Consider the following 24,207-nt stretch of genomic DNA (forward strand, 5'->3'; position numbering starts at 1 on the left):
GATTTTTGAGTGCCAAACCTTAAATTTATTATAGTGGAATTCTAAACAAGCATGCCTATGCCATTTAGTTCTAACGAAAACCGGAATTTCCCGATTTCGAAATTCGAATCCATGCTGAAGACCAATGACGTCTATTTTTTCGATGCCGATGATTTTGAAGATATTATACATCATTATCTCGATACCGGAAAGGTAGCTCTTGCCAAAAAAGCTATACAAATAGGTCTGGGACAGCACACCTCTTCTACCAATTTAAAATTGCTGCAGATAGAGGTACTTGTCTTTGAAAACAGGTTTGACCTCGCAGAAAAAATGTTGGACGATTTGGCAGCCGTAGAATCTTCTAACGAGGAGATCTATATTCAGCGTGCCAATATCTATTCGAAAAAAGACAAGCACGAAATGGCTATCCGTTTTCTACGCGAAGCCCTTGTTCACACCAGCGACAATGCCGATATCTACTCCCTCATAGGGATGGAGTATCTCTTTATGGACAAATATGCAGAAGCCAGAGATTTCTTTATAAAATGTCTGGACGAAGATCCGGAAGATTATTCGGCTCTTTACAACCTTATCTATTGTTTCGATTTTCTGGAAGACCACGACGGGGCAATAAGTTATCTGAACTCTTATCTGGAACGCAATCCGTACAGCGAGGTGGGATGGCATCAAGTAGGAAAACAGTATTTCCAGAAACAAATGCTCAAAGAGGCACTTGCCGCTTTCGATTTTGCGATTATCTCCGACGACACCTTTGTGGGAGCCTATCTCGAAAGAGGGAAAGTACTCGAAAAAATGGGACGATACAAAGAGGCAATAGAAAATTACGAGCTCACCTTGAGCCTAGACGACCCCACTTCTTTCGCCTATCTCAGGATAGGTAAGTGTTATGAAAAACTGAACCGCTTCAACGAGGCTAAAAAGTACTATTACCAAACTGTACACGAAGACCCTCTACTGGACAAGGGGTGGATTGCTATTACCGATTTTTATCTAAAACAGCTCAATTTCCACAAGGCAAAATACTATATCCACAAAGCGATTAACATAGATAGCGAAAATATCACCTACTGGAAACGACTGGCAGAAATAAACAGAGAACTCCGTTATTACGAAGAGGCCGATATCGCTTATCAGAAAACCGTAGAGCTCGGAAACTACGAACTCGAAACTTGGATTTCTTGGTGTGATGTACTCGTCGAAATTGGCGAATATGAAAATGCCGTTCACGTCCTGCTTCAAGCACTGGAATTCTACCCGAGTGAAGCGCTGTTAGAATACCGTATCTCCGCTTTATATTTTATGCTATCAAATAGTAAAAAAGGACAATTACACCTAAAAAAAGCACTTGTAGAAGACTTTGATCTACACCTGCAAATCAAGGATATTTTCCCAGGAGTATTTCAGTCCAAAATCGTCAAGGATATTATAGCAGACTTTAAAAAATCTTCAATCTAAAACAGTCACCTATACCTGGGTGGCATAAAACATCTACATTTGATAAAAACCTATCAGATAGCAAAGTAGAATACTTCACAAAAAACTCCAAAAACAAAACTTAAACGGACTTTAAATTTCTATTTTTGCTCTTTAAAGAACAAAAAATGCGCAGAAAACCTTTAGAGTATCTATTTGTAACCCTTAAGGGAATGGCTATGGGAGCAGCCGATGTAGTACCCGGAGTTTCAGGAGGAACCATAGCTTTTATATCAGGCATATACGAAGAACTGGTCAGCACTATAGACAACATTAAGCTATCTTCCCTCAAAGTGTGGAAAAAAGAGGGCTTTAAAGCGATGTGGAATAGTCTTAATGGCAATTTCCTTCTAGCTTTACTCACAGGTATAGCTATAAGTATAATGTCGTTGGCCAAACTTATCACCTATCTACTCGAGACCTATCCCATAGTAGTTTGGTCTTTCTTTTTCGGACTGGTAATAGCGAGTATTTACTTTGTGGGAAAACAGGTCTCACAATGGAATATACGTGCCATCATAGCTATTGCGATAGGTATTGCAGTATCTTATTATATCACCATTGCCCACCCAGTGAGCTCTCCAGACAGTTATGCTTATCTGTTTTTCTCCGGATTTATCGCTATTATAGCCATGATTCTTCCGGGTATTTCAGGAGCCTTTATCCTCCTTCTTATGGGATCTTACGGCATAGTAATGAGTACCGTCAACCAGTTTCGCGAAGGCATATTTCAGTTCGACTTTCAATTAATAAGCCAAGCCTTTAGCAAACTGGCGGTATTTGCCATAGGAGCCATTATCGGAATTAAATCTTTTTCCGGGGTTCTAAACTGGATGTTTAAACACCATAAAAACACCACTCTCGCACTACTCACCGGTTTTATGGTGGGATCGCTAAATAAAATATGGCCGTGGAAAGAGGTGCTCTCCTGGCGTACAAATTCGCACAACGAACAGGTACCTCTGTTGGAAAAAAGTATCTTGCCCATTCACTTCGACGGCGATGCCCAAGTATTTACGGCTGTCATTTCTGCTGTTTTTGGATTTCTTACCATATATTTACTGGAGAGAATTGCAATAAGGGCGCAAAAGAGCAATGAATAGTATTAGAACGATACAAGACAAAATTTTCCTATTCATCAAAGGGCTCGCCATGGGGGCTGCCAATAAGGTTCCTGGGGTGTCTGGAGGTATTGTGGCCTTTGTAGCCGGATTCTATGAAGAATTTATCTACTCCCTTCAAAAAATAAACCTCAAGGCCTTCAAATTGTTGGTCAATGGAAGGTTCAGATCTTTTTACAATTACGTAAACGGAAGGTTTTTGGGCATACTTATACTCGGAATGCTCGTCAGCTATTTTAGTGTATCTCGCATTCTGGACTATTTTATGGAGAAGAAGGAATTGTATGTATGGGCTGCCTTTTTCGGGATGATTATTGGATCTATCTATTATATCTCTAAAGGTTTTCGATGGAATCGAAAAACGGTGTTATGGGCCGTTGTAGGACTCTTATCGGGTGTATCTATAAGCTTTTTGAGTCCCGCACGAGAAAACACCGATTTGTTATTCATATTTTTTTGCGGAATTATCAGTGTCTCCGGAATGACTCTCCCCGGGCTTTCCGGATCTTTTATTCTTATGCTATTGGGCAATTACGTTTTGCTCCTGGTAGATTCGGTCAACGCACTGTATTTTACCGTATCGGAGGTCATTACTGGTGATTTTTCCTTTGTAAACGACCCCAACCGTATCGATATGCTCATTATTCTCGTCGTATTTACCCTGGGGTCGGCTACCGGACTGGTCACACTGTCTCATCTGCTCAACTACGTACTCAAGCACTTCCACAATATCACTACAGCCATTATTATAGGCTTTATCTCAGGATCACTAGGCGTGGTATGGCCTTGGAAACGTGCGGTATTCCACAGCGATGCCTCCGGCAATATGCTAGTCGACAGTGCAGGTCAACCCATAGTTGCGAATTACCAACGGTATATCCCCGATTTTTCTGGTTCGGAAACTTGGATAGCCATTGCTTTTATTATATTTGGAGTACTTATCGTTTTGGGGCTCGACTGGTACGGCCGGCGCACACAAAGGATAAGATAACTAATAAACACAAGGGACAATCCCAAAATATCATTATTACATCATGCCATTATTCGGACTCGTCGGAAAAAATATTTCATACTCCTTTTCTCAGGTATATTTCAAAAAAAAATTTCAGCAACTACGGCTACAAGATCACTCGTATACAAATTTTGACATTCAAGACATAAAGGAGTTCCCCTCACTTGTAGAAAAACACCCTGATCTCGGCGGAATGAATGTCACCATCCCCTACAAAGAAGCTGTAATTCCGTATTTGTCTGAACTCAGCGATAAGGCGAAGCGAATAGGTGCTGTAAATGTCATTAAAATATGCCGGTCAGGACTCACAGGTTACAACACCGATTATTACGGCTTTCTCGCCTCTTTACAACCATTGCTCAAGCCCTGTCACACCAATGCCCTAATACTGGGCACAGGAGGCGCTTCTAAAGCCATTGCATTCAGTCTTGACGAACTGGGCATAGCCTATACCTTCGTATCTCGAACCCCTGCTGCGAAGCAATTGTCCTATCAGGATCTAAACAAAGAAGTTGTTGAAAATCACAATATTATTATAAATTGTAGTCCGATTGGCACCTTCCCCAACACAGATCAAAAACCCGATATCCCCTACCAGCACATAGGTGCTAACCACTTGCTGTACGACCTGATTTACAATCCTTCAGAAACAGCATTTCTAAGAGAAGGAAGAAGTAGAGGAGCCATTACACGCAACGGCTTAAAAATGTTAGAGCTACAGGCCGAAAAAGCCTGGGAAATATGGAATAGCCAGGAGTAGCTCACGATAACAACTTCTATATAAATCTCCCAAACAAGAGCAGTACTCAAAAACATTAGACCACTTCTTCGGTAGGTGTACAGCTTTTTCCTCTAAATAAAAGCTGCTTATATCCCATTGGATATCTGTCGTTTTACACCCTTGTAAAAGCGGCAAAAGTTTTGCCATTTTCTCAGTTGTTAGTATCTTTCACATCCTAAAGCAATGATGAACCTTAAACATTTCAAGATGTTAGACCAAAATGAGAACGATCTGCACCGGCCCGACGAACGAAAAGAGATAGAAAACACAGGGGAAGAAGCCGGAAATATCGACCACACTGATAGTACTTCTCCAGAGTCATCTTCAAAAGAGATATCAGACAACACAAGCCAGTCTGAAGAAATCAATACGCCTACCACAGATGAAGATGACAACAAAGCTATAGATGAGATAGAGGAATCAAATGCCGAAGATGCCGAGGACGAAGACAATGCCAAACGGCACTCCATACCTTTACTGGACTACCACGCCATGGATATGGAAAAACTGGTAACTGAGCTAAAAAGACTAATGCGCAGTGAGAAGGTTCAGGCCATCAAAGATCACGTAGACCAGATCAAGTACGAATTTGATCAGAAATTCCAGGAACTCCACGACGAAAAGAAAGAAGAGTTTCTACAGGACGGTGGCAATGAAATAGATTTTCGTTACTATCCTTCCGTAAAACAAGAGTTCAACGAAGCCTATAGCGAATATCGGGAAAAAAGAAACCTGTATTATAAAAATCTAGAGCAGAATCTCAAGAATAATCTCGCCAAGCGTCTGGAGATTATAGAGTCGTTAAAAGGTCTTATAAGTGTTGAAGAAGACATCAACACCACTTACAAACACTTCAAGGAACTCCAGGATAGATGGAGGGTGGCCGGACCTGTACCCAGGGTAAATTACAACGATGTATGGCGCACCTACCATCATCACGTAGAGCGATTTTACGATTTCTTAGATCTGAATCGCGACCTCAGAGATCTCGATTTCAAACACAACCTGGAAGAAAAAGAGAAGATTATTACCCGAGCCGAAGCACTGGCCGATATTCCCGATATCAATATTGCCTTTCGCGAGTTGCAATCGTTGCACAAGATCTGGAAAGAAGACCTCGGTCCGGTAGATAGAGAACATCGAGAAGATATATGGAACCGATTTAGCGCAGCTACCAAAGTAATTCACAAAAGAAGACAGCTGTACTTCAAGGACATGGATAAAATTCATGAGCAAAACCTGGAACGCAAGCGCAAAATCATAGGTAAAATCGAGGCAATAGCCAGTAATAAGGCTAAGTCTCACGGACAGTGGCAAAAACAGATTAAGGAAATCAAGGCTCTGAGAGAGGCATTTTTCAACGCCGGTCGCGTTCCCCGAAATGTTAGCGACGAAATCTGGACTACCTTTAAAAAGGCAACTCGGAAGTTCAACAAACAGAAAAATGAATTTTACAAAAACCTAAAAAAAGAGCAACAAGAAAACCTGGCTCGAAAAAAAGAACTTCTCGAAATCGCCAAAGAACACATGAACAGCGAAGATTGGGCGGTTACCACTCCCCTGATGAAAAAAGTACAAAGCGATTGGAAAAAGGTAGGTCATGTACCGAGAAAATTGTCGGACAAAATGTGGGAAGAGTTCAAATCGGTGTGTAATCATTATTTTGACCGACTTCACGAAAGCAAAAATCGAGGAAGTAAAGAAGAGGCAGAAGCTTTACAAAATAAGGAAATGCTCTTAGAAAGTCTCAAAGATTTCCGAATTGGAGATTCTCGAGAGCAAGATCTCGAAACGCTGAGTAGCATTGTATCGAAATGGAGATCATATGGAAAAGTGCCCCATTTTAAGCGCAATATAGAAGGTAAATTCAATAAAATAATAGATGCCCTTCTAAAAAAACTAGAGGTAAACCAACAAGATATAGAGCTTATAAAATACGGCAATAGGCTAGAAGAACTCGCCAATTCTGACAAAGAAGGGCTCATCGACAATGAAAAAATATTTATTCGACGCAAGATAGACGAGGTCAAAAACGAGATCAGACAGTTGGAAAACAACCTGCAGTTTATCAACGCCGACGACGACAACCCTATAGTTAGGGAGGTAAACAAGAATATCGACAAACACAGGGAATCCCTCGAGCTCTGGAAAGCTAAATTGCAACAGCTCCGGAAAATAGACTGAGCTGAATAGTAGAGGCTCCGCCGGATATCTAAAAGCAAAAACGGTACAAAATATGTTTGTTTGTACCGTTTTTTTATGCTATCTATCTGCGGGTATCAATACCCGAAAGTTTTTATTTGGCCACGTTCACCGACCTGGTCTCACGGATTACGGTGATTTTCACCTGTCCCGGATAGGTCATATCGGTCTGTATCTTTTGAGATATTTCAAAAGAGAGTTCGGCTGCCTTGTCATCGCTTACCTTTTCGCTTTCTACAATCACTCTGAGCTCTCTACCGGCTTGAATGGCATAAGCTTTTTTAACACCGTTAAATCCGAAAGCAATATCTTCAAGGTCTTTAAGACGCTGTATGTATGAATCCAACACCTGCCTTCTGGCTCCTGGTCGAGCACCACTTATAGCGTCGCACACCTGCACTATAGGAGCTATTAGAGATTTCATCTCCACCTCGTCGTGGTGAGCTCCAATAGCGTTGCACACATCTGGTTTTTCGCCGTATTTCTCAGCCCATTCCATACCGAGGATGGCGTGTGGCATCTCTGTTTCGGCTTCTGGCACTTTTCCAATATCGTGTAGTAATCCAGCTCTTTTCGCAAGTTTCGGATTGAGTCCTAACTCTGCAGCCATCACGCCACACAGCTTGGCCACCTCTCTTGAGTGTTGCAATAGGTTCTGCCCATATGAAGAACGATATTTCATACGTCCCACCATCTTAATCAGTTCAGGGTGAAGTCCGTGAACTCCGAGGTCGATTACTGTTCTTTTTCCAACCTCTATGATCTCCTCTTCGATCTGTCGTGTCGTTTTTTGTACTACCTCTTCAATACGCGCCGGGTGTATCCTTCCATCGGTTACTAACTTGTGTAACGACAGGCGGGCGATTTCTCTTCGCACCGCATCAAAGCAAGATAGTATAATAGCTTCGGGAGTATCGTCGACAATAATCTCTACTCCAGTTGCAGCTTCCAGTGCTCTGATATTTCGACCTTCCCGTCCTATGATACGTCCTTTTACATCGTCGGATTCCAAGTTGAATACAGACACACAATTCTCTATGGCTTCTTCGGTACCAATTCGCTGAATGGTGTTTATGATTACCTTTTTGGCTTCTTGTTGCGCTGTGAGTTTTGCTTCTTCCAATGTATTTTGTACATAGCTCATCGCATCAGATTTTGCTTCCGCTTTTAGCGACTCCATCAACTGGCTCTTGGCCTCTTCGGCAGGCAAACCAGATATAATTTCCAACTGTTTCACCTGACTTTTGTGCAACTTTTCTACCTCTGCTTGTTTTTTGTCCAGAATTTCGAGTCTGTAATCGTAATCTTTTACTTTCACCTCTAGCTCTTCATTCAGCTTTTTGTTTTTAGAAAGTTCTCCAGAAACCTGAGCTTCCTTATCTCGAGTACGTTTTTCAATCTCAGCAATTTTCTTGTCCTTTGCCACAATAACCTTCTCGTGTTCCGCTTTCAGTTCCAGAAATTTTTCCTTAGCTTGGAATATCTTGTCTTTCTTTATGCTTTCACCTTCGGCTTTGGCCTCTTTTACTATAGAGGCAGCCTCTCCTTTGGCAGCGGAAATGATTTTGGAAGCATTTTTCTTCTCCATAATCTTTGCAATAGCGATCCCTAGAACCACTCCTATTACACCCGCCGCAACAATCATAATTATATCCATCGTATTATCGTTTTAATAAAAAAGCCTACATCGGCAAGGGTTATGTATAAACTCCTATAGACAAGTTTAGGGCTAACCGGCTGATCAAGGATCCGTCTTACCAGAAAACCGGTAACGGCTTGCTTTTACAACCGAAACTCACCCTTTTCAATTTGAATAGTGTTGAGTTTATCAAACTATAATACCAATGTAGGCAGTACCTTATTTCTATTTAAAGAACCTGTGTATCTTATGAACTAAGTTGTGAATCAAGCAATTCGCCAAGCGCTTCTAGGCGTTTTACAGCCTCTTCATTTCCTCTTTCTCTATCTATACTTTTCTGTTCCACTTGAGAGGCGAACTGCAAAGCGCACATGGCCAACACATCTTGTTTATCTCTCACGGCGTAATTCTGTTCAAATTGTTTTACAAGCCCTTCGATATTTTTAGCCGCTTTTCTAAGCCCTTCTTCCTGAGAAGGCTCTATAGTAAGCGGGTATACCCTATCGGCTATCGATATTTTTATCCTGAGCTTGTCTTCCATATTTTCTCACAGATCACCTCATTCCGAGAGTTGAGCAATACAACTGTCTATCTCTCGTATCAAAGTATTTATCTTAAGCTTAGTTTCTGTTTTGCTTTCGCTACTGCCCAACATTGCGTTTGCCAGTTTAAGGGCTTTATACTTTTCCTCCCAATCGATTATGACGGTTTCTTTTTCCTCCAAAGTCTTTCGGGAAAGTGTCAATTCCTTTTCAAGTTTGAGATTTTGCTGCTTTAAAACTTCCATTTTATGAAGTAGCTTACTCATCTTATTTTCCAAGGAATCAACTATTTCGGTAATATTCCCCATAGCTGCAAATCACAATTCATCTGTTTACAAAGTTAACATACCTGTTTATACTTCGCAATAGTTTATCACTTTTTTATCACATTCCATCAATCGGAATACAAATTGTAAACGGACTCCAAAGCTTAAAAAAAACAGATCTAAAACAGTTTTTTCTGTGTATCTATTAGAGTTTGAGGTATTTTGATAGCCGTTTGCAAACGGCTGTTAAGCTGTTCTATAAGATAGGCAGACAACAGAGGTGAAGCCTGTTCGATGTTTTGGTGTACAAAAAAGTGAATCCGCTTCAAACCCATCTGCGTCCACTGTGTCAGGCGTTCTACCCAATCGTTTAGTCGGTCGTAATCACTGGAATGGTTGGCTCCGACATAACGCACAAAAGCTTCGTTATTGGTGAGTCGCATATGCATAAGATCTCTTCTACCCGCAGTGTCGACAATTATATTGGCCACATTGTTCTCCCGAAGTAAATGGCAGAGCTCGTCGGCAACTGCAGTATCGTTAAACCAGTCGGTATGACGAAACTCTACAGCGAGAGGAATCTCTTCTGGCCACTGTTCTATAAAAGGAATAACTCGATCGAAGTTCTTGGGGGCAAAATTATTGTGCATCTGCAAAAACACCGTCCCCAACTTTTCCTTGAGGTGTACTACTCCCTCCAGGTATTCTTCTAAGGGAGCTTCAAAATCCAAAAGGCGCTTGAGATGGCTTATCCGCTGATTGACCTTGGGAAAAAAACGAAAATCTTTCGGCACTTTATCATACCATGCTACAAATTGCGATGGAGGAAAATTTCTGTAAAAGCTAGCATTTAGTTCTATGGCGTTAAATTGGGAAGCGTAGTACGACAATTCGTCTTTTGTTCCCCTTGGATAAAAATTTTTCAAATCCTGTCTATTCCACTTTGCACAACCTATATAAATTTCCAAGTCTCCTTCTCCTCTATCCGATGCCAATACCCCGGCAGTATCCTGATGATCTTGGGGGAAAGAAAAATCTACGTACTCAGGATGTTCTACTTTTCCAAATTTCACAATCTACTCTTTAATGATTAAACTCGTTTTATCTATAGCAGACAATTCTTTTAAAATAGACAAATATCACTTACTACACCTTGTCTCATACACTGAAATCGCCTATCTTCGACAGGTCAATATATTAAATTTTGATTGAAAAATGAGAAAGTCATTTGTAGTATCGACCGTTATACTTTTTTTTGGCGCATTCAGTATGCAAGCACAGCAAACAGCCAAAAACGATATCCGTATCGTATACAGCGATGCTTCTTCCATTAAATTGGGAGCTGTTCTCGGAGATGCTTTGGATAATTTACTTATCAACACCCTAGCCGGTAAAGATTATAGGGAAGTAGACAGCAAAGAACAAGGAATGTTTGGTATCCGATATACTCGTCAATTATCACCCAAACTCAGGGTGGGTGCCGATGTGGGCTATTTGCATATAGAGCGCACTATGCAGGAAAGAGGTAACGAAGCTGACAGAGATAGCTATACTTCAAAAATAAATGCCTTTGTCATTATGCCTACTGGTGAACTTTCCTATTCAAAAAGCTCTATGATCGATTTTTATGGTACTGCAAGTTTAGGAGTCATGGTACTGTCTTCCAAAAACGACATTCAAGGAGAAATGCTAAAAGACTCAGACTTTTCTTTTGCTTTTCAAATAAATCCGCTAGGACTGAGAATAGGAAGACAGCTCGGAGGTTTTGTCGAGTTGGGATTTGGGCATAAAGGCATTGTCAACATAGGAGCTAGTTACCGGTTTTAATCACCTGTTTTTGTACTGTTTCCCTTCTATAGAGAAAGAGACAATGGTCGTTACCTTCCATATTTCTGTAAGTTTTAATAAAATTAAAAGTGGGGAATTTACCTTATTTAACGCCTTTTTTTTGGATTATTATTATACTAGAACCTAAGCATAATGAAAAAGTATTTGATTTTTATTTTTTTGGGAGTTGTATTACTTGTTGGGCTCTTAACGAGAGATCAATTCCTTACAATAAATATACATGAAACATATTATCTTATTAACTATCTTCATTTCAGTGTAGTAATATCCATTTTTATTTTGTTTGGTTATTTGGTTTTACGCTTATTTTCGCGTAAGAAGTCGTGAAAATTTGAATTTTCTAAACTGCTAATTCCTTAGCTGGGGTGGGGATATTCTTTTTAACAGTAAATGTAACATTAAGACACGTACACAGGATCACGAAAGGATTTGCTGCGCACATCCTGCAAAGCTCCGCTTTGAAAATAGTGCAAACAAAAAAACACTCAAGTGTTACTTGGCTAAACATCTGATTTTGGCTATTCCAGATTCACGAAAGGATTTGCTGCGCACATCCTGCAAAGCTCCGCTTTGAAAATAGTGCAAACAAAAAAACACTCAAGTGTTACTTGGCGTTTTTTTGTTTGCACTATTTATTCGTGACCCCGGCAGGATTCAAACCTGCAACCCTCAGAGCCGAAATCTGATGCGCTATTCAGTTGCGCCACGGGGCCGTATTCTCGAAAAATGAGAATTATTTTTATTCTAGAATATCACCTACAAATTCCCTGCCCACACCCGACTTCGCGGGTTTGTCGTCAAGCGAGCTTTTGCTTTACAAGCGCAGAGATAATCTTGCCATCAGCTTTTCCGGCCAGTGCTTTAGTAGCCATTCCCATCACTTTCCCCATATCTTTCATACTCTCGGCACCAGTCTGGACTATGAGCTCATCTATCACCTTAGCGATTTCTTCTTCACTGAGTTGTTCGGGAAGGAATTGTTCTATAACTGCCGCCTGAGCCAATTCAGGCTCTGCCAAGTCAGCTCTTCCTTGCTCCTCGTAGATGGTTGCACTGTCTTTTCGCTGTTTTACCAACTTCTGTAACATTTTCAACTCATCTTCTTCAGTAAGTTCTTTCGCTCCACTTTCGGTCTGCGCGAGCAGCAAGGCCGATTTAATGGCTCTCAACGCTTCCAAAGATATGCTATCTTTGGCCTTCATCGCCGTTTTCATCGCTTCCATTACCTTGCTTTGCAGACTCATCGTATCAGTTTTATTCTGGTTTGCGAATATAAGAAAGAAATATAATATGCTGTGTAAAAATACAGTTTTTTTACCCTCTAAAATAATCAAACGCCACGATCCAGAAGGATATGGCGTTTGATCATTAAGCTTCTTATACCCGGTGAAAGACACCGAAATCTTATCGACTATTTTTAGTCCACATTATCGTGTAAGAAAGAATTATTTGTTCGCAACTGTACATCGTCATTACTGTCATTTCCCACTGAAATTCTCGATGCACCACCATCTGACGATCTTTCACTAAGATCTACCCCAAGCCTTTTATAGGCAGGTTGTTTTTCTATCTCGTCAATCTTAGAAATACTGTTGTTAAACCTGTAGTTGAACTCCTTGAGTTTTTTGCGTCTCTCTTCAGCTCTCAACTTCAAACTCTCTTCTATCGATGTATTAAACGGATCTACTTCCTCCGAACCCACACCTTCTTCCGGAGTGCTAATCACCTTTTTTTCCAAAGCGAGTTCCTGATCTGTCACTTCATCTGCTGGAGTAGATTTAGCACTAGCATTAGAAAGCCTGTTCTCTACTTCCATGTAATCATCCAAACTATAACGACGTACACCCTCTTCCGACACTTCCGTTACAGGTATTACTTCTACATGATCTCTTACATCATAATCCTTGGCCTCATCTATATCGAGTTCAAAAACCTTAGTCACAGGTCTTTCAGGTTGCTCTTTCGTATCAACTGTAGGTTTATTAGTCTCTACTGAGTTTTTTTTTACCGGCATATCAAAGGAAAGAGTGGTTTGTTGTTGTGCTTTTCTCGCATCGATATCCACCTCTTCTGTTTCAACCTCCAAATTCTCGATTTGCTTTGTAGTATCTATAATAACGAAATCCTCTTCCTTGGCATAAACTTCGTCATACACCACATCCATATTTCTGAGGATATCGGAAGTAGGTATCAAGTTTGTATCATCGTCTTCCGTAAGTGTATGTATTATAGCCTTTTGCTCTTTCCTCGGTAGTTCCTGATGGGAAGCGTCGGGAAAACTCATAGTCATCGATGTTTTATCTGGAGTGAGATTCTGCACCGCTCTTTGTTCATCTTCTAGAGTGTGTATAATTTTCTTGGCTTCTGTATTGACGATTTCGTGTTGTTGTTCTATATCAAAACCTGTAGCGATAATAGTTACCGAAATGGCATCACCCAACGATTCGTCTTCCCCAACTCCCATGATAATATTGGCTCCGTGACCAGCTTCATTTTGGATGTGATCGTTGATTTCCCCAATCTCGTCGATAGTGATCTCTTCTCCACCAGAAACGATAAGTAGCAGTACGTTCTTGGCTCCTGTGATCTTGTTATCGTTGAGCAAGGGCGAGTCGAGTGCCTTGACAATAGCATCCTGAGCACGACTTCCTCCTGAAGCTGAAGCCGACCCCATAATAGCGGTACCGCTGTTTGACAATACTGTCTTAGCATCCCTTAAGTCGATGTTTTGGGTATAGTGATGAGTAATAACTTCAGCTATACCTCTCGAAGCGGTAGCCAAAACCTCATCAGCTTTAGAAAAACCAGCTTTAAACCCTAGGTTACCGTATACTTCCCTAAGTTTATTGTTGTTGATCACAATTAGAGAATCAACGTGACTTCTCAGATTTTCAACTCCTCTTCGAGCTTGTTCGTTACGCGTTTTCCCTTCAAATTGGAAAGGAATAGTTACTATACCTACAGTTAGGATGTCCATTTCCTTTGCCATTTTAGCTATGATAGGTGCAGCTCCTGTACCGGTACCGCCTCCCATACCTGCGGTAATAAAGAGCATCTTAGTATTGCTGTCGAGCATTCCCTTGATCTCTTCAAAACTCTCTATAGCAGATTTTTCTCCTACTTCCGGATTGGCTCCTGCACCGAGTCCTTCCGTAAGAGAAACTCCTAGTTGTATTTTATTGGGTACAGGACTGTTGTCTAAGGCTTGCGAATCGGTGTTACACACTACAAAATCGACTCCTTTAATCCCCAGTTGAAACATGTGATTTATCGCATTGCTTCCTCCTCCGCCAACGCCTATAACCTTGATTACATTGCTTTGGTTTTTGGGCATATCAAACGAGATGTTTCCAAAATCTGTGTTGCTACTCATAATATTTGTTTACAGGTTTTACTACTTTTCTTCAGTCAATACTATCATTCAGCATTGTCTAAAAATTCTTTTACTCTATCAGACCATTTTTCGAGGAAAGACTTGCGTCTTCCAGTCCCTGTTGAATCTGATGCTGTTTTGGGTTCATCGGTTGGGTTATTCGGTGATTCCTTGGTTTGACTACTTTTTTCGGTGACTTGTTCTTCTGCGACAGATCTGCTCTGTCTGTCGAGAGCATTCATTACCAATCCCACTGCCGTAGCATAAACGGGACTAGCCACTTCCGGATCAGAATCGCCTGCCAAATGCTCGTTGGGATAGCCTATTCTCGTATCCATTCCGGTGATGTATTCCACCAGTTGTTTCAGGTGCTTTAACTGGCTACCCCCCCCTGTCAAGACAATTCCGCCTATGAGTTTCTTCTTTTGTTCCTCATGTCCGTAATTCTTGATTTCCATATACACCTGTTCTATGATCTCTACAGCTCTAGCATGGATAATCTTAGATAGATTTTTCAAGGTTATCTCCTTGGGCTCTCTACCTCTTAGCCCGGGAATGGATACAATCTCGTTGTCTTTGTTCTCCCCTGGCCAGGCCGAACCAAATTTGATCTTGAGCAGTTCTGCCTGTTTTTCTATGATAGAACAGCCTTCCTTGATATCGTCGGTAATCACATTGCCTCCAAAGGGAATTACAGCGGTGTGACGGATAATACCATCTTTAAAAATAGCCAGATCTGTAGTTCCACCTCCTATGTCGATCAAAGCTACTCCAGCTTCTTTCTCTTCCTGACTTAGCACGGCATTGGCCGAAGCCAACGGCTCTAGTGTTATTCCCGACAATTCTAATCCGGAACTCTTTACACAACGACCTATATTGCGAATAGAAGAAACCTGCCCTACTACTACGTGAAAATTAGCTTCGAGCCTTCCTCCATACATTCCTACAGGTTCTTTGATCTCCGACTGTCCATCCAATTTAAACTCCTGGGGCAACACGTGTATAATCTCTTCTCCAGGGAGCATGACCAATTTATACACCTGATTGCAAAGCCGATCTACATCGAGATCGTCGATTACTTCATCAGAATTGGTTCGGGTGATATAATCACTGTGCTGCAAACTTCTGATATGCTGTCCAGCAATGCCTACCACAACCTCATTTACACGTTTCCCCGAATTATTTTCAGCCTCTTGGATCGCCTGTTGAATGGATTGTATCGTCTGGGTAATATTGCTCACTACCCCTCGGTGTACACCCAGGCTCTTGGCTTTGCCAATACCCAATATCTCTATCTTTCCGTATTCATTCTTACGGCCTATCATAACCACAATCTTCGTGGTTCCTATGTCCAGTCCTATTCCGTATTTCTCCTGTTCCATAACTTATTTTTTGGTGCACACCACCTGGTTATTGAATCTCAGGTCTATTTTATTGTACTTGTCGAGTAATTGATCTTTTAATGCTTTCTGATAAAACGCTTTAAAGTTGACAATTTTTTGTCCCAAACTATCTACCCCTCCCAATACCACTGCAAAATCGTCTGTTCTCAGGTGCAGTGTATATCCGGAAGCCTCCCTGTGAATACCGGTAATATTCTTCTTCAAAAAACCATCTCTATCTATATACTTTACCAAGGCATACACCTCTTTTATCGAGTCTTCATCGACATTACCCGATACCAGTGGCACTCTTGCCGTATGTACCGGCGACAAAGGCATGCGTTTTCCCTGTCTATCTATGTAATAAGAGGATTTTCCCACAACTCTGGCAATGGGTTCTCTTTGCTTAATCTTCGCTTCAAGTTGTCCGTTTACAGTCATATAAACCTGAGCGTCTTGTATCATTTCATTAGAGTTTAGTATATCCTCCAATTTATTCAAAACTAATTTTTCTTTGGGTATATCTGGTATAGAGTCTGCATTTTGTATCAACAATTTATTAACCGTTTGATGCGTGATAAAAAGGTTGTCTCCATCTAAAAATACTACGTCTATTCCACTCAACTTTTTTTTGTCATACCTGTGATTGGCGAAGGAGTACAGAAATATCAGCACAGCCATCACAAGGAACAATTTTACTATGTGAATTACCTTTCTCATCATCCTCAATTATACGAGTATTTGGTTCATTTTAACACTGTTCTTTTAGTCTTCAACACCAAATCTATCGACCAGTATCTGTCTTATTCGCGGCACTTCTGCCCCTATATCTCCCGCTCCAAGAGTGAGTATAATCTCGGCATCGGTCTTTTGGAGTAATTCTCGCAAAGCTTCTTTACTCGACAATTGCTTGTTATCATGTGATATTTTCTGTAGCAACTTTTCGGAAGTAATTCCCTCAATAGGCAATTCCCTCGCCGGGTAAATATCTAACAGAACTACCTGATCGAAAGCGGATAAACTCTTGCCGAACTCCTCCAAAAAATCGCGCGTGCGACTGTACAAATGAGGCTGGAACACAGCCAGCACCTTTTTCCCTGGGTACATTTCTCTAACGGCCTGATGTGCTGCTTCTATCTCAGTAGGATGGTGGGCATAGTCGTCCACATAAACTATTTCTGCGGTATCGATCTGATAAGAAAAACGACGTTTTACTCCTTTGAAACCTGCGAGAGCTTGGGCTGCCTTTTCAGGAGAACTTCCTCCTTCAACCGCCATGGCAAACGCCGCCACGGAATTCAGCAGGTTGTGCTTTCCAGGTTTTCCGAAAACGACTCCATTCACCTTTCCTTTAGGCATGCGAATATCAAATACATAATGCCCTTCACTTATTTTTATATTTTCCAGTCCGTAATCGGCAGCATCTTCAAAGCCATAGGTCACTCCCTCAAAAGGAAGACCGAAGTGCACAATCAATTTCCCTCCAGGTTTTACCTTCTTAGAAAAATCGCGAAAGCTCTTTTCCATCTCATCCTTACTTCCATATATGTCGAGATGATCGGCATCTACTGAAGTTATACAGGCTATATCAGGAGACAAATGCAGGAATGAACGATCGAACTCATCAGCTTCTGTAACAGTCACCTCTTCTCCTTCGATTAGGAAGTTGCTGTTAAAATTCTCCGATATCCCTCCGAGGAAAGCTGTGAGTTGCGTACCGGTTTCCCTGAGCAGATAGGCCAAAATGGACGAGGTAGTGGTCTTTCCATGTGTTCCTGCAACGGCATAACAGAAGGTATCTGTGGTAATATACCCGAGTACCTCCGCACGCTTACTCACCTGGAAACCGCCCGCTTTGAAATAGTGCAAAAGCACACTGTCTTTCGGTATTGCAGGAGTGTAAACTACAAGTGTGTGTTCTGGGTTCTGAAAGCTGTTGGGAATTTCACGGTCATCATCCAAATAAGTTACAGTAATCCCCGCTTCTTCCAAGCCTGTTGTTATACTAGAAGACACCCTGTCATAACCGGCCACCTCCTTACCTATAAAGTGGAAATACCTAGCCAAGGCCGACATTCCTATGCCTCCTATTCCTACAAAATAAACACTATGTATACTCTTTATCTCCATGTATAAATTCCGCTCAATCCTACTTTTTTAGGCATCTTTCTATTTCGTCTACAATATCAGAAGTGGCATTGGGGAGAGCCAGTTTCCCGATATTGTGTCCAAGCTCGTCTTGTTTCTGCTCTGAGCCTGCCAAGGCTCTGAATTTCTCTTCAAAAACACTATCCAAATCTTTTTCCTCTATCAGTATTGCAGCATTTTTATTCACCACTGCCTGAGCATTCTTAACCTGATGATTTTCAGCTACGTGGGGCGATGGCACAAATATCACCGGTTTTCCCACTATACTCAATTCTGAGACCGACCCGGCCCCTGCCCTAGATATCACCATATCGGCTGCGGCATAGGCCAAGGCCATTTCGTTGATAAACGGGTGTATAGCAACCGTATTGCTCGCATGTATTTTAAATTCTTCATAATACAGACTACCGCATTGCCACAGCAGCTGTACCCCCAAATCGGCGAAAAACCCTAGGTTATTCCGTATCAGCCTATTAACAGCTCTCGCCCCGAGACTACCTCCCAGCACCAACAGTACTTTGCACTCTGGATCGAGTTTAAAAAACTCCATCGCCTCTTCCCTTTTTCCGGAAACATCCAAGAGGTCTTGTCGTACAGGGTTTCCTGTCTTTACAATCTTATCAGCCGGAAAAAAACGCTGCAATCCATCGTAAGCAACACATATCTTACTCGCTTTTTTGGCGAGCAATTTGTTAGTAATTCCCGGATACGAATTCTGCTCTTGTAACACACAAGGAATTCCTTGTGAAGAAGCTACTTTAAGCAAGGGACCACTGGCAAAGCCACCGGTACCTATCACCACATCGGGACGAAACCTTCTGACGATACTGCGCGCTTTCCACAAACTGCTTATCAATTTTATTGGAAACAACAGGTTTTTCAGAGAGAGCTTGCGCTGAATTCCTGATATCCACAAACCTTCTATGTCGTAGCCAGCACTCGGTACTTTTTCCATCTCCATACGATCCTTTGCTCCTACAAACAGAAACACCGCTTCTGGATAACGGGCTCTCAACTCGTTAGCTATGGCTATGGCCGGGTAAATATGCCCGCCTGTTCCTCCTCCTGATATGATAAACCTATAATTGTCCACTTAAAATCTCTAATGGATTTTGTTGTTCTGCTGTTATTTCCTTCTTCACTTCCTCCTCTTCTCTTCTGGCGCTTACACTCAAAATAATACCCAGAGCCAGACAAGACATCCAAATCGATGTACCTCCCGCGCTTATCAGAGGTAAATTCTGTCCGGTAACAGGAAAGATTTCAACCGCCACTGCCATATTGATAAACGCCTGAAACACTATAGGTAATCCCACTCCTATAACGAGAAGTTTCCCGAAAATGGAATCGGCCTTATTGGCTACAATAACGATTCTAAACAGCAATAGCATATACAAAAACAGGAGTAATAAACCTCCTGCCAAACCGTATTCTTCTACGATGATAGCATAGATAAAATCGGATGAACTTTGAGGGAGGAAGTTCTTCATCACACTCTTTCCAGCACCTACTCCCAGTACCCCTCCAGTGGCAATGGCAATCTTGGCTTTTTCAATCTGATAATCGGCCTCGCTATCTTCTCCGTTAGTAAAGCTTTCAACTCTGCTCACCCAAGTATCGATACGGTTGGGCAACAGATTAGGGAAAGCTTTATTGACCAGTATAAACAGAAAAAGTCCAAATATCCCAGCAGCCACTATCATCCCGAGATGTTTTATGGGATACCCTCCTATAAAACACAGCAACAGCACTATGACAAACAGAATTCCCGTAGTAGAAAAGTTGGCAGGGAGTATCAATGCCATTACCGCAAATACAGGCAACCACAACGGAACTATAGTTTCTTTAAAATTAACCACCCTATCTTTTATCTTAGACAGATAGCCTGCCACATAAGTAAGAAGTACAACTATGGCCAAGGCCGATGGCTGAAAAGTAATCCCAACCAAGGGAATCTTGATCCATCGACTGGCGTTCGCGCCACCGATAGTCGTACCTTGAGACAAAGTGAATATCAACACCAAAAAAACCACAGGCATAAAGAGTATAGACAGCCCCTTAAAATACCTATACGGAATACGATGAATCGCAAAAATAATCCCGAATCCCATCAGTAACAGTACAGCGTGTTTTACCAACAGGTATTCCACACTAGTTCCAGTTCCTACCACATATACCAGGTTGGAACTCGCACTGTACACCGGCAGGAATGAAAGCACGGCCAAAAGCGCGGCTACAGCCCAAATGGCCCGGTCTCCCTTGATATTTTTAAACAGACTCTGCATACTATCTCATTTCCGCTTTTCACAAACTGTTACAAGTGTTTTACGGCTTCTTTAAACTGATTTCCTCGATCTTCGTAATTCTCAAACAAATCGAAACTGGCACAGGCGGGAGATAGCAACACATTATCTCCCTTCTCAGCTATCTTATAAGCTATCTTTACCGCTTCCTCCATAGATTGTGTCTCTACCATTACATCTACCACCCTACCAAAGGCATCTATTATTTTTGAGTTATCCACCCCTAGACACACAATGGCTTTTACCTTTTCGCGAACCAAGGGCATCAGTACCGAATAATCGTTGCCCTTATCTTGTCCGCCCACTATCCACACCGTAGGAGCCGACATGCTGTCGAGCGCATAGTGCACTGCGTTGACATTGGTAGCCTTAGAATCGTTGATGTATTGCACATTCTGAATTTTCAACACTTTTTCCAATCGGTGTTCCACCCCTTGAAAGTTTTCAAAACTCTCTCTTATGGTCTGTTTTCTCACCTTTACTAAATGTGCCACCAAGGAAGCCGCCATAGTGTTCTTGACGTTGTGTTTTCCTTCCAATACTAATGTGTCTGTAGACATAATACTCTGTTCGTTATCTATGTTTATTACTATTTTATCATTGTTTATCCAGGCGCCCTGCGACACCTCTTTTTCGAGTGAGAAAGGCAATAGCACCGATCTTACCGGATGCTTCTCGAGCCAATCTGAAATCACTTCATCATCTGCATCGTATATGAGGTAATCTTCTTCTGTCTGATTCATTGCAATCCGAAACTTGGATGCTGTATACTGTTCAAACTCGTAATTGTACCGATCGAGGTGATCTGGTGTAATATTGGTAATCACAGCTATATGCGGACGAAACTCCCTAATACCGTCCAACTGAAAACTGCTGATTTCCAACACAAAAAACTCCTTGTCATCTTCAGCCACCATTCCGGCAAAACTCTTTCCTATATTCCCTGCCATTCCAACATTCAATCCGCCCTTGTGCAACAGGTGATGCGTGAGCGTGGTAGTGGTGGTTTTGCCATTGCTTCCCGTAATACCGATCAGCACTCCACGGGTGTAACGAGCTGCGAACTCTATTTCCGAAATCACCGGAATTCCCTGATCTACCAGCTGTCTTACCAGCGCTGCACTATCTGGTATTCCCGGACTTTTCATCACCAAGTCAGCCTGCAGTATTCTGCCTTCGTCATGACTGCCTTCTTCCCACGATATTTCAAATTGATCAAGAACGTTGCGATACTTCGGTTTTATCGTTCCTCTGTCTGAAACAAATACCTCAAAACCTTCTTTTTTACCTAGAATCGCTGTACCTATTCCGCTTTCTCCTGCTCCCAGTACTATTAACTTTTTCATTTCAATCCCCTCTTTCACGTCCGTTTTTATCATTTCTAGGTTTGCTTACCTCACCTTTAGGGTTACTATCGTTATCACTGCCAGCATAATCCCCACAATCCAGAAGCGCGTTACTATCTTACTCTCGTGATATCCTTTTTTCTGATAGTGATGATGCAGAGGCGACATCAGAAAAATTCGTCTGCCCTCTCCGTATTTCTTACGGGTGTATTTAAAATACCCCACCTGCAACACTACTGAAAGGTTTTCGGCTAGGAATATCCCGCACAATACCGGGATGAGCAATTCCTTGCGCACTGCAATAGCAATTACCGCAATAATCCCCCCAATAGTAAGGCTTCCTGTATCTCCCATAAACACCTGAGCCGGATAGGTATTATACCATAAAAAGCCTACAAGAGCTCCGGCAAAAGCAGCGATATACACCGATATTTCTCCTACCCGGGGGATATACATAATATTGAGGTAATCGGAAAAAATGACATTTCCCGAAACCCAGGCAAAAATCCCCAATGCAATGACGATAATGGCCGACGAGCCCGCTGCCAGGCCGTCTATTCCATCGGTGAGATTTGCTCCGTTTGAAACGGCTGTAACGATAAAAATCACTATTGGAATAAAGATAAGCCAAGCGTAATCCTTGTAATTATCACCCGCCCAAGCAATAATCTTTGAATAGTCCAGTTCGTTGTCTTTTACAAAGGGAATTGTGGTAATGGTCGACTTTTCCTCTTCTCCAGCATCGATCTGCACTTTGTTTGATGCGACTTGCACATAGTTGGGATTAACTCCTTCCTTTACTGTGACTTCAGGATGAAAATAAAAGGTAGCGCCTACAATAATCCCCAAACCTATCTGTCCCAACACCTTGAATCTGCCTTTAAGCCCCTCTTTATCCTTTTTAAATATTTTGATATAATCGTCTACAAAACCGATAACTCCCATCCATATCGTAGTGATGATGAGCACAATGATGTAAATATTGTTGAGTTGAGCGAAGAGCAATACCGGAACCAGGGTAGACAGTATTATGATAATTCCTCCCATAGTAGGGGTTCCCGCCTTTTCCGACTGTCCTTCGAGTCCGAGGTCTCTCACAGTTTCTCCTACCTGTTGTTTTCGAAGAAGGTTTATGATATGCTTACCGAAAATGGTAGATATCAACAAAGAACATATCACTGCCAAGGCAGCGCGAAAGGAGAGAAACTGGAAAAGTCCGGCTCCTGGAATCTGGTAGTGTTGACTCAAGTATTCAAATAAGTGGTATAGCATTCAGTTTCTTCTTTTTATGCGTTACTGTTCTTATTTATCGAGTGCCTTTATCAGCTCTCCTGAAATTTTAAAATCGTCAAAGTCCCTTCGTTCTCCATTGATATCCTGATAGGTTTCATGTCCTTTTCCGGCAATGAGGATAATATCGTTTCGGTCTGCCATCTGACAGGCTGCCTTTATAGCCTGTCTGCGGTCTGTAACAGACAGGGTTTTGTTGTAATATTGGGGAGGTACCCCCTTTTCCATTTCCTCAATAATCAGTTCGGGATCCTCCGTTCTAGGATTGTCGGATGTAAAGACAACCTTAGTACTCAAGCTTGCAGCAATTTCACCCATAAGAGGTCTTTTTGCCCTATCGCGATCTCCGCCACACCCAACTACGGTAATGACTTCCTCGTTACCGGTTCGAATACTATTCACAGTATCCAGTACATTCTGTAGCGAATCCGGAGTGTGCGCATAATCGACAATAACGGTTATCCCTCCTTCCGAAACAAAGTATTGAAACCGCCCTTGTACACTTTCCAATTCACTTACCAGTCGAAGGACTTCTACAGTTTCCAGCCCCAACAATTCGGCTGCGGCATATACCGCAAGTATATTATAGGCATTGAATTGTCCTATGAGTTTTACCCAAACCTCATTTTCTCCGATTTTGAGCAATAGTCCACTAAATTGATTCTCCAGTATTTTCGCTCTAAAATTGGCATACGATTTTAAGGCATAGGTATATTTTGTCGCCGCTGTATTCTGAATCATAACCATACCGTTTTTGTCGTCGGCATTGGTCAGTGCAAAAGCTCCTTTGGGCAAGGTGTCGAAGAAGTGTTTCTTCACATCTCTATAGGCTGCAAAGCTATTGTGATAATCTAAGTGATCGTGAGTGAGATTGGTAAATATCCCACCGGAAAATCGAAGTCCTTCTGTTCGCTTCTGTGCTATTCCATGTGAGCTAACCTCCATAAAACAGAACTCTACCCCTGCCTTTGTCATCAAGTCGAGGTAGTAGTTTATAGCAAGAGGGTCTGGCGTGGTATGGGTAGCTTTGTGTTCTTCGTCATCTACCATAATCCTCACTGTAGACAACAACCCGGTTTTGTATCCGGCCTTCCGAAACAGCTGATAAAGCAAGCTCGCAATAGTGGTCTTGCCATTAGTTCCAGTGACACCTATCACTTTTATATTCTCAGAAGGGTTTTTGTAATAATTAGAAGCCATAACCGCCAGAGCGGTATGTGTATCCTCTACCTGTACATAGGTAACTCCGTTTACAATACTATCTGGCATCTTTTCGCAGACCACGGCAACGGCTCCTTGTCGAAGAGAAGCATCGATAAATGCGTGTCCATCGACTTCCTCTCCTCTTACCGCAATAAAGACATCGTTCAAACTCACCTTTCTCGAATCGAAACACAGATCATTTACAGCCACGGAAGTATCTCCAGCCACGGCCTCTATCTTTACCTTATACAATATGTCTCTCAGTACATTCATAA

The 24,207-nt window shown here is 41.9% G+C and carries 20 protein-coding genes, 1 tRNA gene and 1 other RNA gene; 6 read left to right on the forward strand and 16 right to left on the reverse strand.

Going from position 1 to position 24,207, the window contains the following annotated elements:
- Window positions 1–57: 57 nt before the first annotated feature.
- The 5 genes from ACYZZR_RS00500 to ACYZZR_RS00520 all read left to right on the forward strand — a co-directional run bounded on the left by ACYZZR_RS00500 (window position 58) and on the right by ACYZZR_RS00520 (window position 6,574).
- On the forward strand, window positions 58–1,458 hold the full coding sequence (locus tag ACYZZR_RS00500; RefSeq protein WP_461532027.1) for a tetratricopeptide repeat protein: 1,401 nt from the start codon (window positions 58–60) through the stop codon (window positions 1,456–1,458).
- 146 nt (window positions 1,459–1,604) lie between these two features.
- Window positions 1,605–2,579, forward strand: a complete 975-nt coding sequence (locus tag ACYZZR_RS00505; RefSeq protein WP_461532028.1) for a polyprenyl-phosphate transporter — start codon at window positions 1,605–1,607, stop codon at window positions 2,577–2,579.
- Entirely contained in the window at window positions 2,572–3,588 is a 1,017-nt protein-coding gene (locus tag ACYZZR_RS00510) for a DUF368 domain-containing protein (protein WP_461532029.1), read from the forward strand. Before ACYZZR_RS00505 ends, ACYZZR_RS00510 begins: the two co-directional genes overlap by 8 nt.
- Before the next feature lie 43 nt (window positions 3,589–3,631).
- A complete protein-coding gene (locus tag ACYZZR_RS00515) occupies window positions 3,632–4,369 on the forward strand; it encodes a shikimate dehydrogenase family protein (protein ID WP_461532030.1) in 738 nt (245 codons plus the stop codon).
- A gap of 228 nt (window positions 4,370–4,597) precedes the next feature.
- Complete coding sequence (locus ACYZZR_RS00520; protein ID WP_461532031.1) at window positions 4,598–6,574, forward strand: DUF349 domain-containing protein; 1,977 nt, start codon at window positions 4,598–4,600, stop codon at window positions 6,572–6,574.
- A 112-nt stretch (window positions 6,575–6,686) separates the two neighbouring features.
- On the opposite strand, the gene rny is transcribed toward ACYZZR_RS00520, so the two are convergent.
- The 5 genes from rny to ACYZZR_RS00545 all read right to left on the reverse strand — a co-directional run bounded on the left by rny (window position 6,687) and on the right by ACYZZR_RS00545 (window position 10,112).
- Window positions 6,687–8,249, reverse strand: a complete 1,563-nt coding sequence (gene rny, locus ACYZZR_RS00525) for a ribonuclease Y (protein ID WP_461532032.1) — start codon at window positions 8,247–8,249, stop codon at window positions 6,687–6,689.
- Window positions 8,250–8,297: 48 nt separating this feature from the next.
- Window positions 8,298–8,417, reverse strand: a non-coding RNA gene (gene ssrS / locus ACYZZR_RS00530) — 6S RNA.
- A gap of 61 nt (window positions 8,418–8,478) precedes the next feature.
- Entirely contained in the window at window positions 8,479–8,772 is a 294-nt protein-coding gene (locus ACYZZR_RS00535; RefSeq protein WP_461532033.1) for a cell division protein ZapA, read from the reverse strand.
- 18 nt (window positions 8,773–8,790) lie between these two features.
- Complete coding sequence (locus ACYZZR_RS00540) at window positions 8,791–9,081, reverse strand: hypothetical protein (RefSeq protein WP_461532034.1); 291 nt, start codon at window positions 9,079–9,081, stop codon at window positions 8,791–8,793.
- Window positions 9,082–9,218: 137 nt separating this feature from the next.
- Window positions 9,219–10,112 carry a DUF72 domain-containing protein gene (locus ACYZZR_RS00545; RefSeq protein WP_461532035.1) on the reverse strand — a complete coding sequence of 298 codons (894 nt, stop codon included), beginning with the start codon at window positions 10,110–10,112 and terminating at the stop codon, window positions 9,219–9,221.
- Window positions 10,113–10,254: 142 nt separating this feature from the next.
- On the opposite strand from ACYZZR_RS00545, the gene ACYZZR_RS00550 reads away from it, so the two are divergent.
- Window positions 10,255–10,866 (forward strand): hypothetical protein, encoded by a 612-nt coding sequence (locus ACYZZR_RS00550; protein WP_461532036.1) that lies wholly within the window; start codon window positions 10,255–10,257, stop codon window positions 10,864–10,866.
- 660 nt (window positions 10,867–11,526) lie between these two features.
- Here the strand turns inward: ACYZZR_RS00550 and ACYZZR_RS00555 are convergent.
- The 11 genes from ACYZZR_RS00555 to ACYZZR_RS00605 form a co-directional block, all read right to left on the reverse strand.
- A tRNA-Arg gene (locus ACYZZR_RS00555) sits at window positions 11,527–11,600 on the reverse strand.
- 84 nt (window positions 11,601–11,684) lie between these two features.
- Window positions 11,685–12,131 (reverse strand): GatB/YqeY domain-containing protein, encoded by a 447-nt coding sequence (locus tag ACYZZR_RS00560; protein WP_461532037.1) that lies wholly within the window; start codon window positions 12,129–12,131, stop codon window positions 11,685–11,687.
- A gap of 173 nt (window positions 12,132–12,304) precedes the next feature.
- Complete coding sequence (gene ftsZ, locus ACYZZR_RS00565) at window positions 12,305–14,260, reverse strand: cell division protein FtsZ (RefSeq protein WP_461532038.1); 1,956 nt, start codon at window positions 14,258–14,260, stop codon at window positions 12,305–12,307.
- Between the two features lie 44 nt (window positions 14,261–14,304).
- On the reverse strand, window positions 14,305–15,642 hold the full coding sequence (ftsA, locus tag ACYZZR_RS00570) for a cell division protein FtsA (RefSeq protein WP_461532039.1): 1,338 nt from the start codon (window positions 15,640–15,642) through the stop codon (window positions 14,305–14,307).
- A 3-nt stretch (window positions 15,643–15,645) separates the two neighbouring features.
- Entirely contained in the window at window positions 15,646–16,365 is a 720-nt protein-coding gene (locus ACYZZR_RS00575) for a cell division protein FtsQ/DivIB (protein WP_461532040.1), read from the reverse strand.
- Between the two features lie 42 nt (window positions 16,366–16,407).
- Entirely contained in the window at window positions 16,408–17,772 is a 1,365-nt protein-coding gene (gene murC, locus ACYZZR_RS00580) for a UDP-N-acetylmuramate--L-alanine ligase (RefSeq protein ID WP_461532041.1), read from the reverse strand.
- Between the two features lie 19 nt (window positions 17,773–17,791).
- Window positions 17,792–18,883, reverse strand: coding sequence for an undecaprenyldiphospho-muramoylpentapeptide beta-N-acetylglucosaminyltransferase (gene murG / locus ACYZZR_RS00585; RefSeq protein WP_461532042.1), 1,092 nt, complete (start codon window positions 18,881–18,883; stop codon window positions 17,792–17,794).
- Entirely contained in the window at window positions 18,870–20,075 is a 1,206-nt protein-coding gene (locus ACYZZR_RS00590) for an FtsW/RodA/SpoVE family cell cycle protein (protein ID WP_461532043.1), read from the reverse strand. Before ACYZZR_RS00590 ends, murG begins: the two co-directional genes overlap by 14 nt.
- A 29-nt stretch (window positions 20,076–20,104) precedes the next feature.
- Complete coding sequence (gene murD / locus ACYZZR_RS00595; protein WP_461532044.1) at window positions 20,105–21,439, reverse strand: UDP-N-acetylmuramoyl-L-alanine--D-glutamate ligase; 1,335 nt, start codon at window positions 21,437–21,439, stop codon at window positions 20,105–20,107.
- A 45-nt stretch (window positions 21,440–21,484) separates the two neighbouring features.
- Entirely contained in the window at window positions 21,485–22,711 is a 1,227-nt protein-coding gene (gene mraY / locus ACYZZR_RS00600; RefSeq protein ID WP_461532045.1) for a phospho-N-acetylmuramoyl-pentapeptide-transferase, read from the reverse strand.
- A 30-nt stretch (window positions 22,712–22,741) separates the two neighbouring features.
- Window positions 22,742–24,205: a UDP-N-acetylmuramoyl-L-alanyl-D-glutamate--2,6-diaminopimelate ligase gene (locus ACYZZR_RS00605; protein WP_461532046.1), complete on the reverse strand. Its 1,464-nt coding sequence runs from the start codon at window positions 24,203–24,205 to the stop codon at window positions 22,742–22,744.
- Between the last annotated feature and the right edge of the window lie 2 nt (window positions 24,206–24,207).

It is taken from the genome of Sinomicrobium sp. (assembly GCA_029266035.1).
Classification (GTDB): domain Bacteria; phylum Bacteroidota; class Bacteroidia; order Flavobacteriales; family Flavobacteriaceae; genus Sinomicrobium.

What these genes read in the sequence shown, in the direction of transcription:
- ACYZZR_RS00535 (WP_461532033.1), bottom strand. Translation starts at nt 8,772, where the DNA reads ATGGAAGACAAGCTCAGGATAAAAATATCGATAGCCGATAGGGTATAC.
- ACYZZR_RS00550 (WP_461532036.1), top strand. Translation starts at nt 10,255, where the DNA reads ATGAGAAAGTCATTTGTAGTATCGACCGTTATACTTTTTTTTGGCGCA.
- ACYZZR_RS00575 (WP_461532040.1), bottom strand. Translation starts at nt 16,365, where the DNA reads ATGATGAGAAAGGTAATTCACATAGTAAAATTGTTCCTTGTGATGGCT.
- murC (WP_461532041.1), bottom strand. Translation starts at nt 17,772, where the DNA reads ATGGAGATAAAGAGTATACATAGTGTTTATTTTGTAGGAATAGGAGGC.
- ACYZZR_RS00520 (WP_461532031.1), top strand. Translation starts at nt 4,598, where the DNA reads ATGTTAGACCAAAATGAGAACGATCTGCACCGGCCCGACGAACGAAAA.
- ACYZZR_RS00510 (WP_461532029.1), top strand. Translation starts at nt 2,572, where the DNA reads ATGAATAGTATTAGAACGATACAAGACAAAATTTTCCTATTCATCAAA.
- ACYZZR_RS00590 (WP_461532043.1), bottom strand. Translation starts at nt 20,075, where the DNA reads ATGCAGAGTCTGTTTAAAAATATCAAGGGAGACCGGGCCATTTGGGCT.
- ACYZZR_RS00505 (WP_461532028.1), top strand. Translation starts at nt 1,605, where the DNA reads ATGCGCAGAAAACCTTTAGAGTATCTATTTGTAACCCTTAAGGGAATG.
- ACYZZR_RS00560 (WP_461532037.1), bottom strand. Translation starts at nt 12,131, where the DNA reads ATGAGTCTGCAAAGCAAGGTAATGGAAGCGATGAAAACGGCGATGAAG.
- ACYZZR_RS00605 (WP_461532046.1), bottom strand. Translation starts at nt 24,205, where the DNA reads ATGAATGTACTGAGAGACATATTGTATAAGGTAAAGATAGAGGCCGTG.
- ACYZZR_RS00515 (WP_461532030.1), top strand. Translation starts at nt 3,632, where the DNA reads ATGCCATTATTCGGACTCGTCGGAAAAAATATTTCATACTCCTTTTCT.
- rny (WP_461532032.1), bottom strand. Translation starts at nt 8,249, where the DNA reads ATGGATATAATTATGATTGTTGCGGCGGGTGTAATAGGAGTGGTTCTA.
- ACYZZR_RS00540 (WP_461532034.1), bottom strand. Translation starts at nt 9,081, where the DNA reads ATGGGGAATATTACCGAAATAGTTGATTCCTTGGAAAATAAGATGAGT.
- ACYZZR_RS00500 (WP_461532027.1), top strand. Translation starts at nt 58, where the DNA reads ATGCCATTTAGTTCTAACGAAAACCGGAATTTCCCGATTTCGAAATTC.
- ftsA (WP_461532039.1), bottom strand. Translation starts at nt 15,642, where the DNA reads ATGGAACAGGAGAAATACGGAATAGGACTGGACATAGGAACCACGAAG.
- mraY (WP_461532045.1), bottom strand. Translation starts at nt 22,711, where the DNA reads ATGCTATACCACTTATTTGAATACTTGAGTCAACACTACCAGATTCCA.
- murD (WP_461532044.1), bottom strand. Translation starts at nt 21,439, where the DNA reads ATGAAAAAGTTAATAGTACTGGGAGCAGGAGAAAGCGGAATAGGTACA.
- ftsZ (WP_461532038.1), bottom strand. Translation starts at nt 14,260, where the DNA reads ATGAGTAGCAACACAGATTTTGGAAACATCTCGTTTGATATGCCCAAA.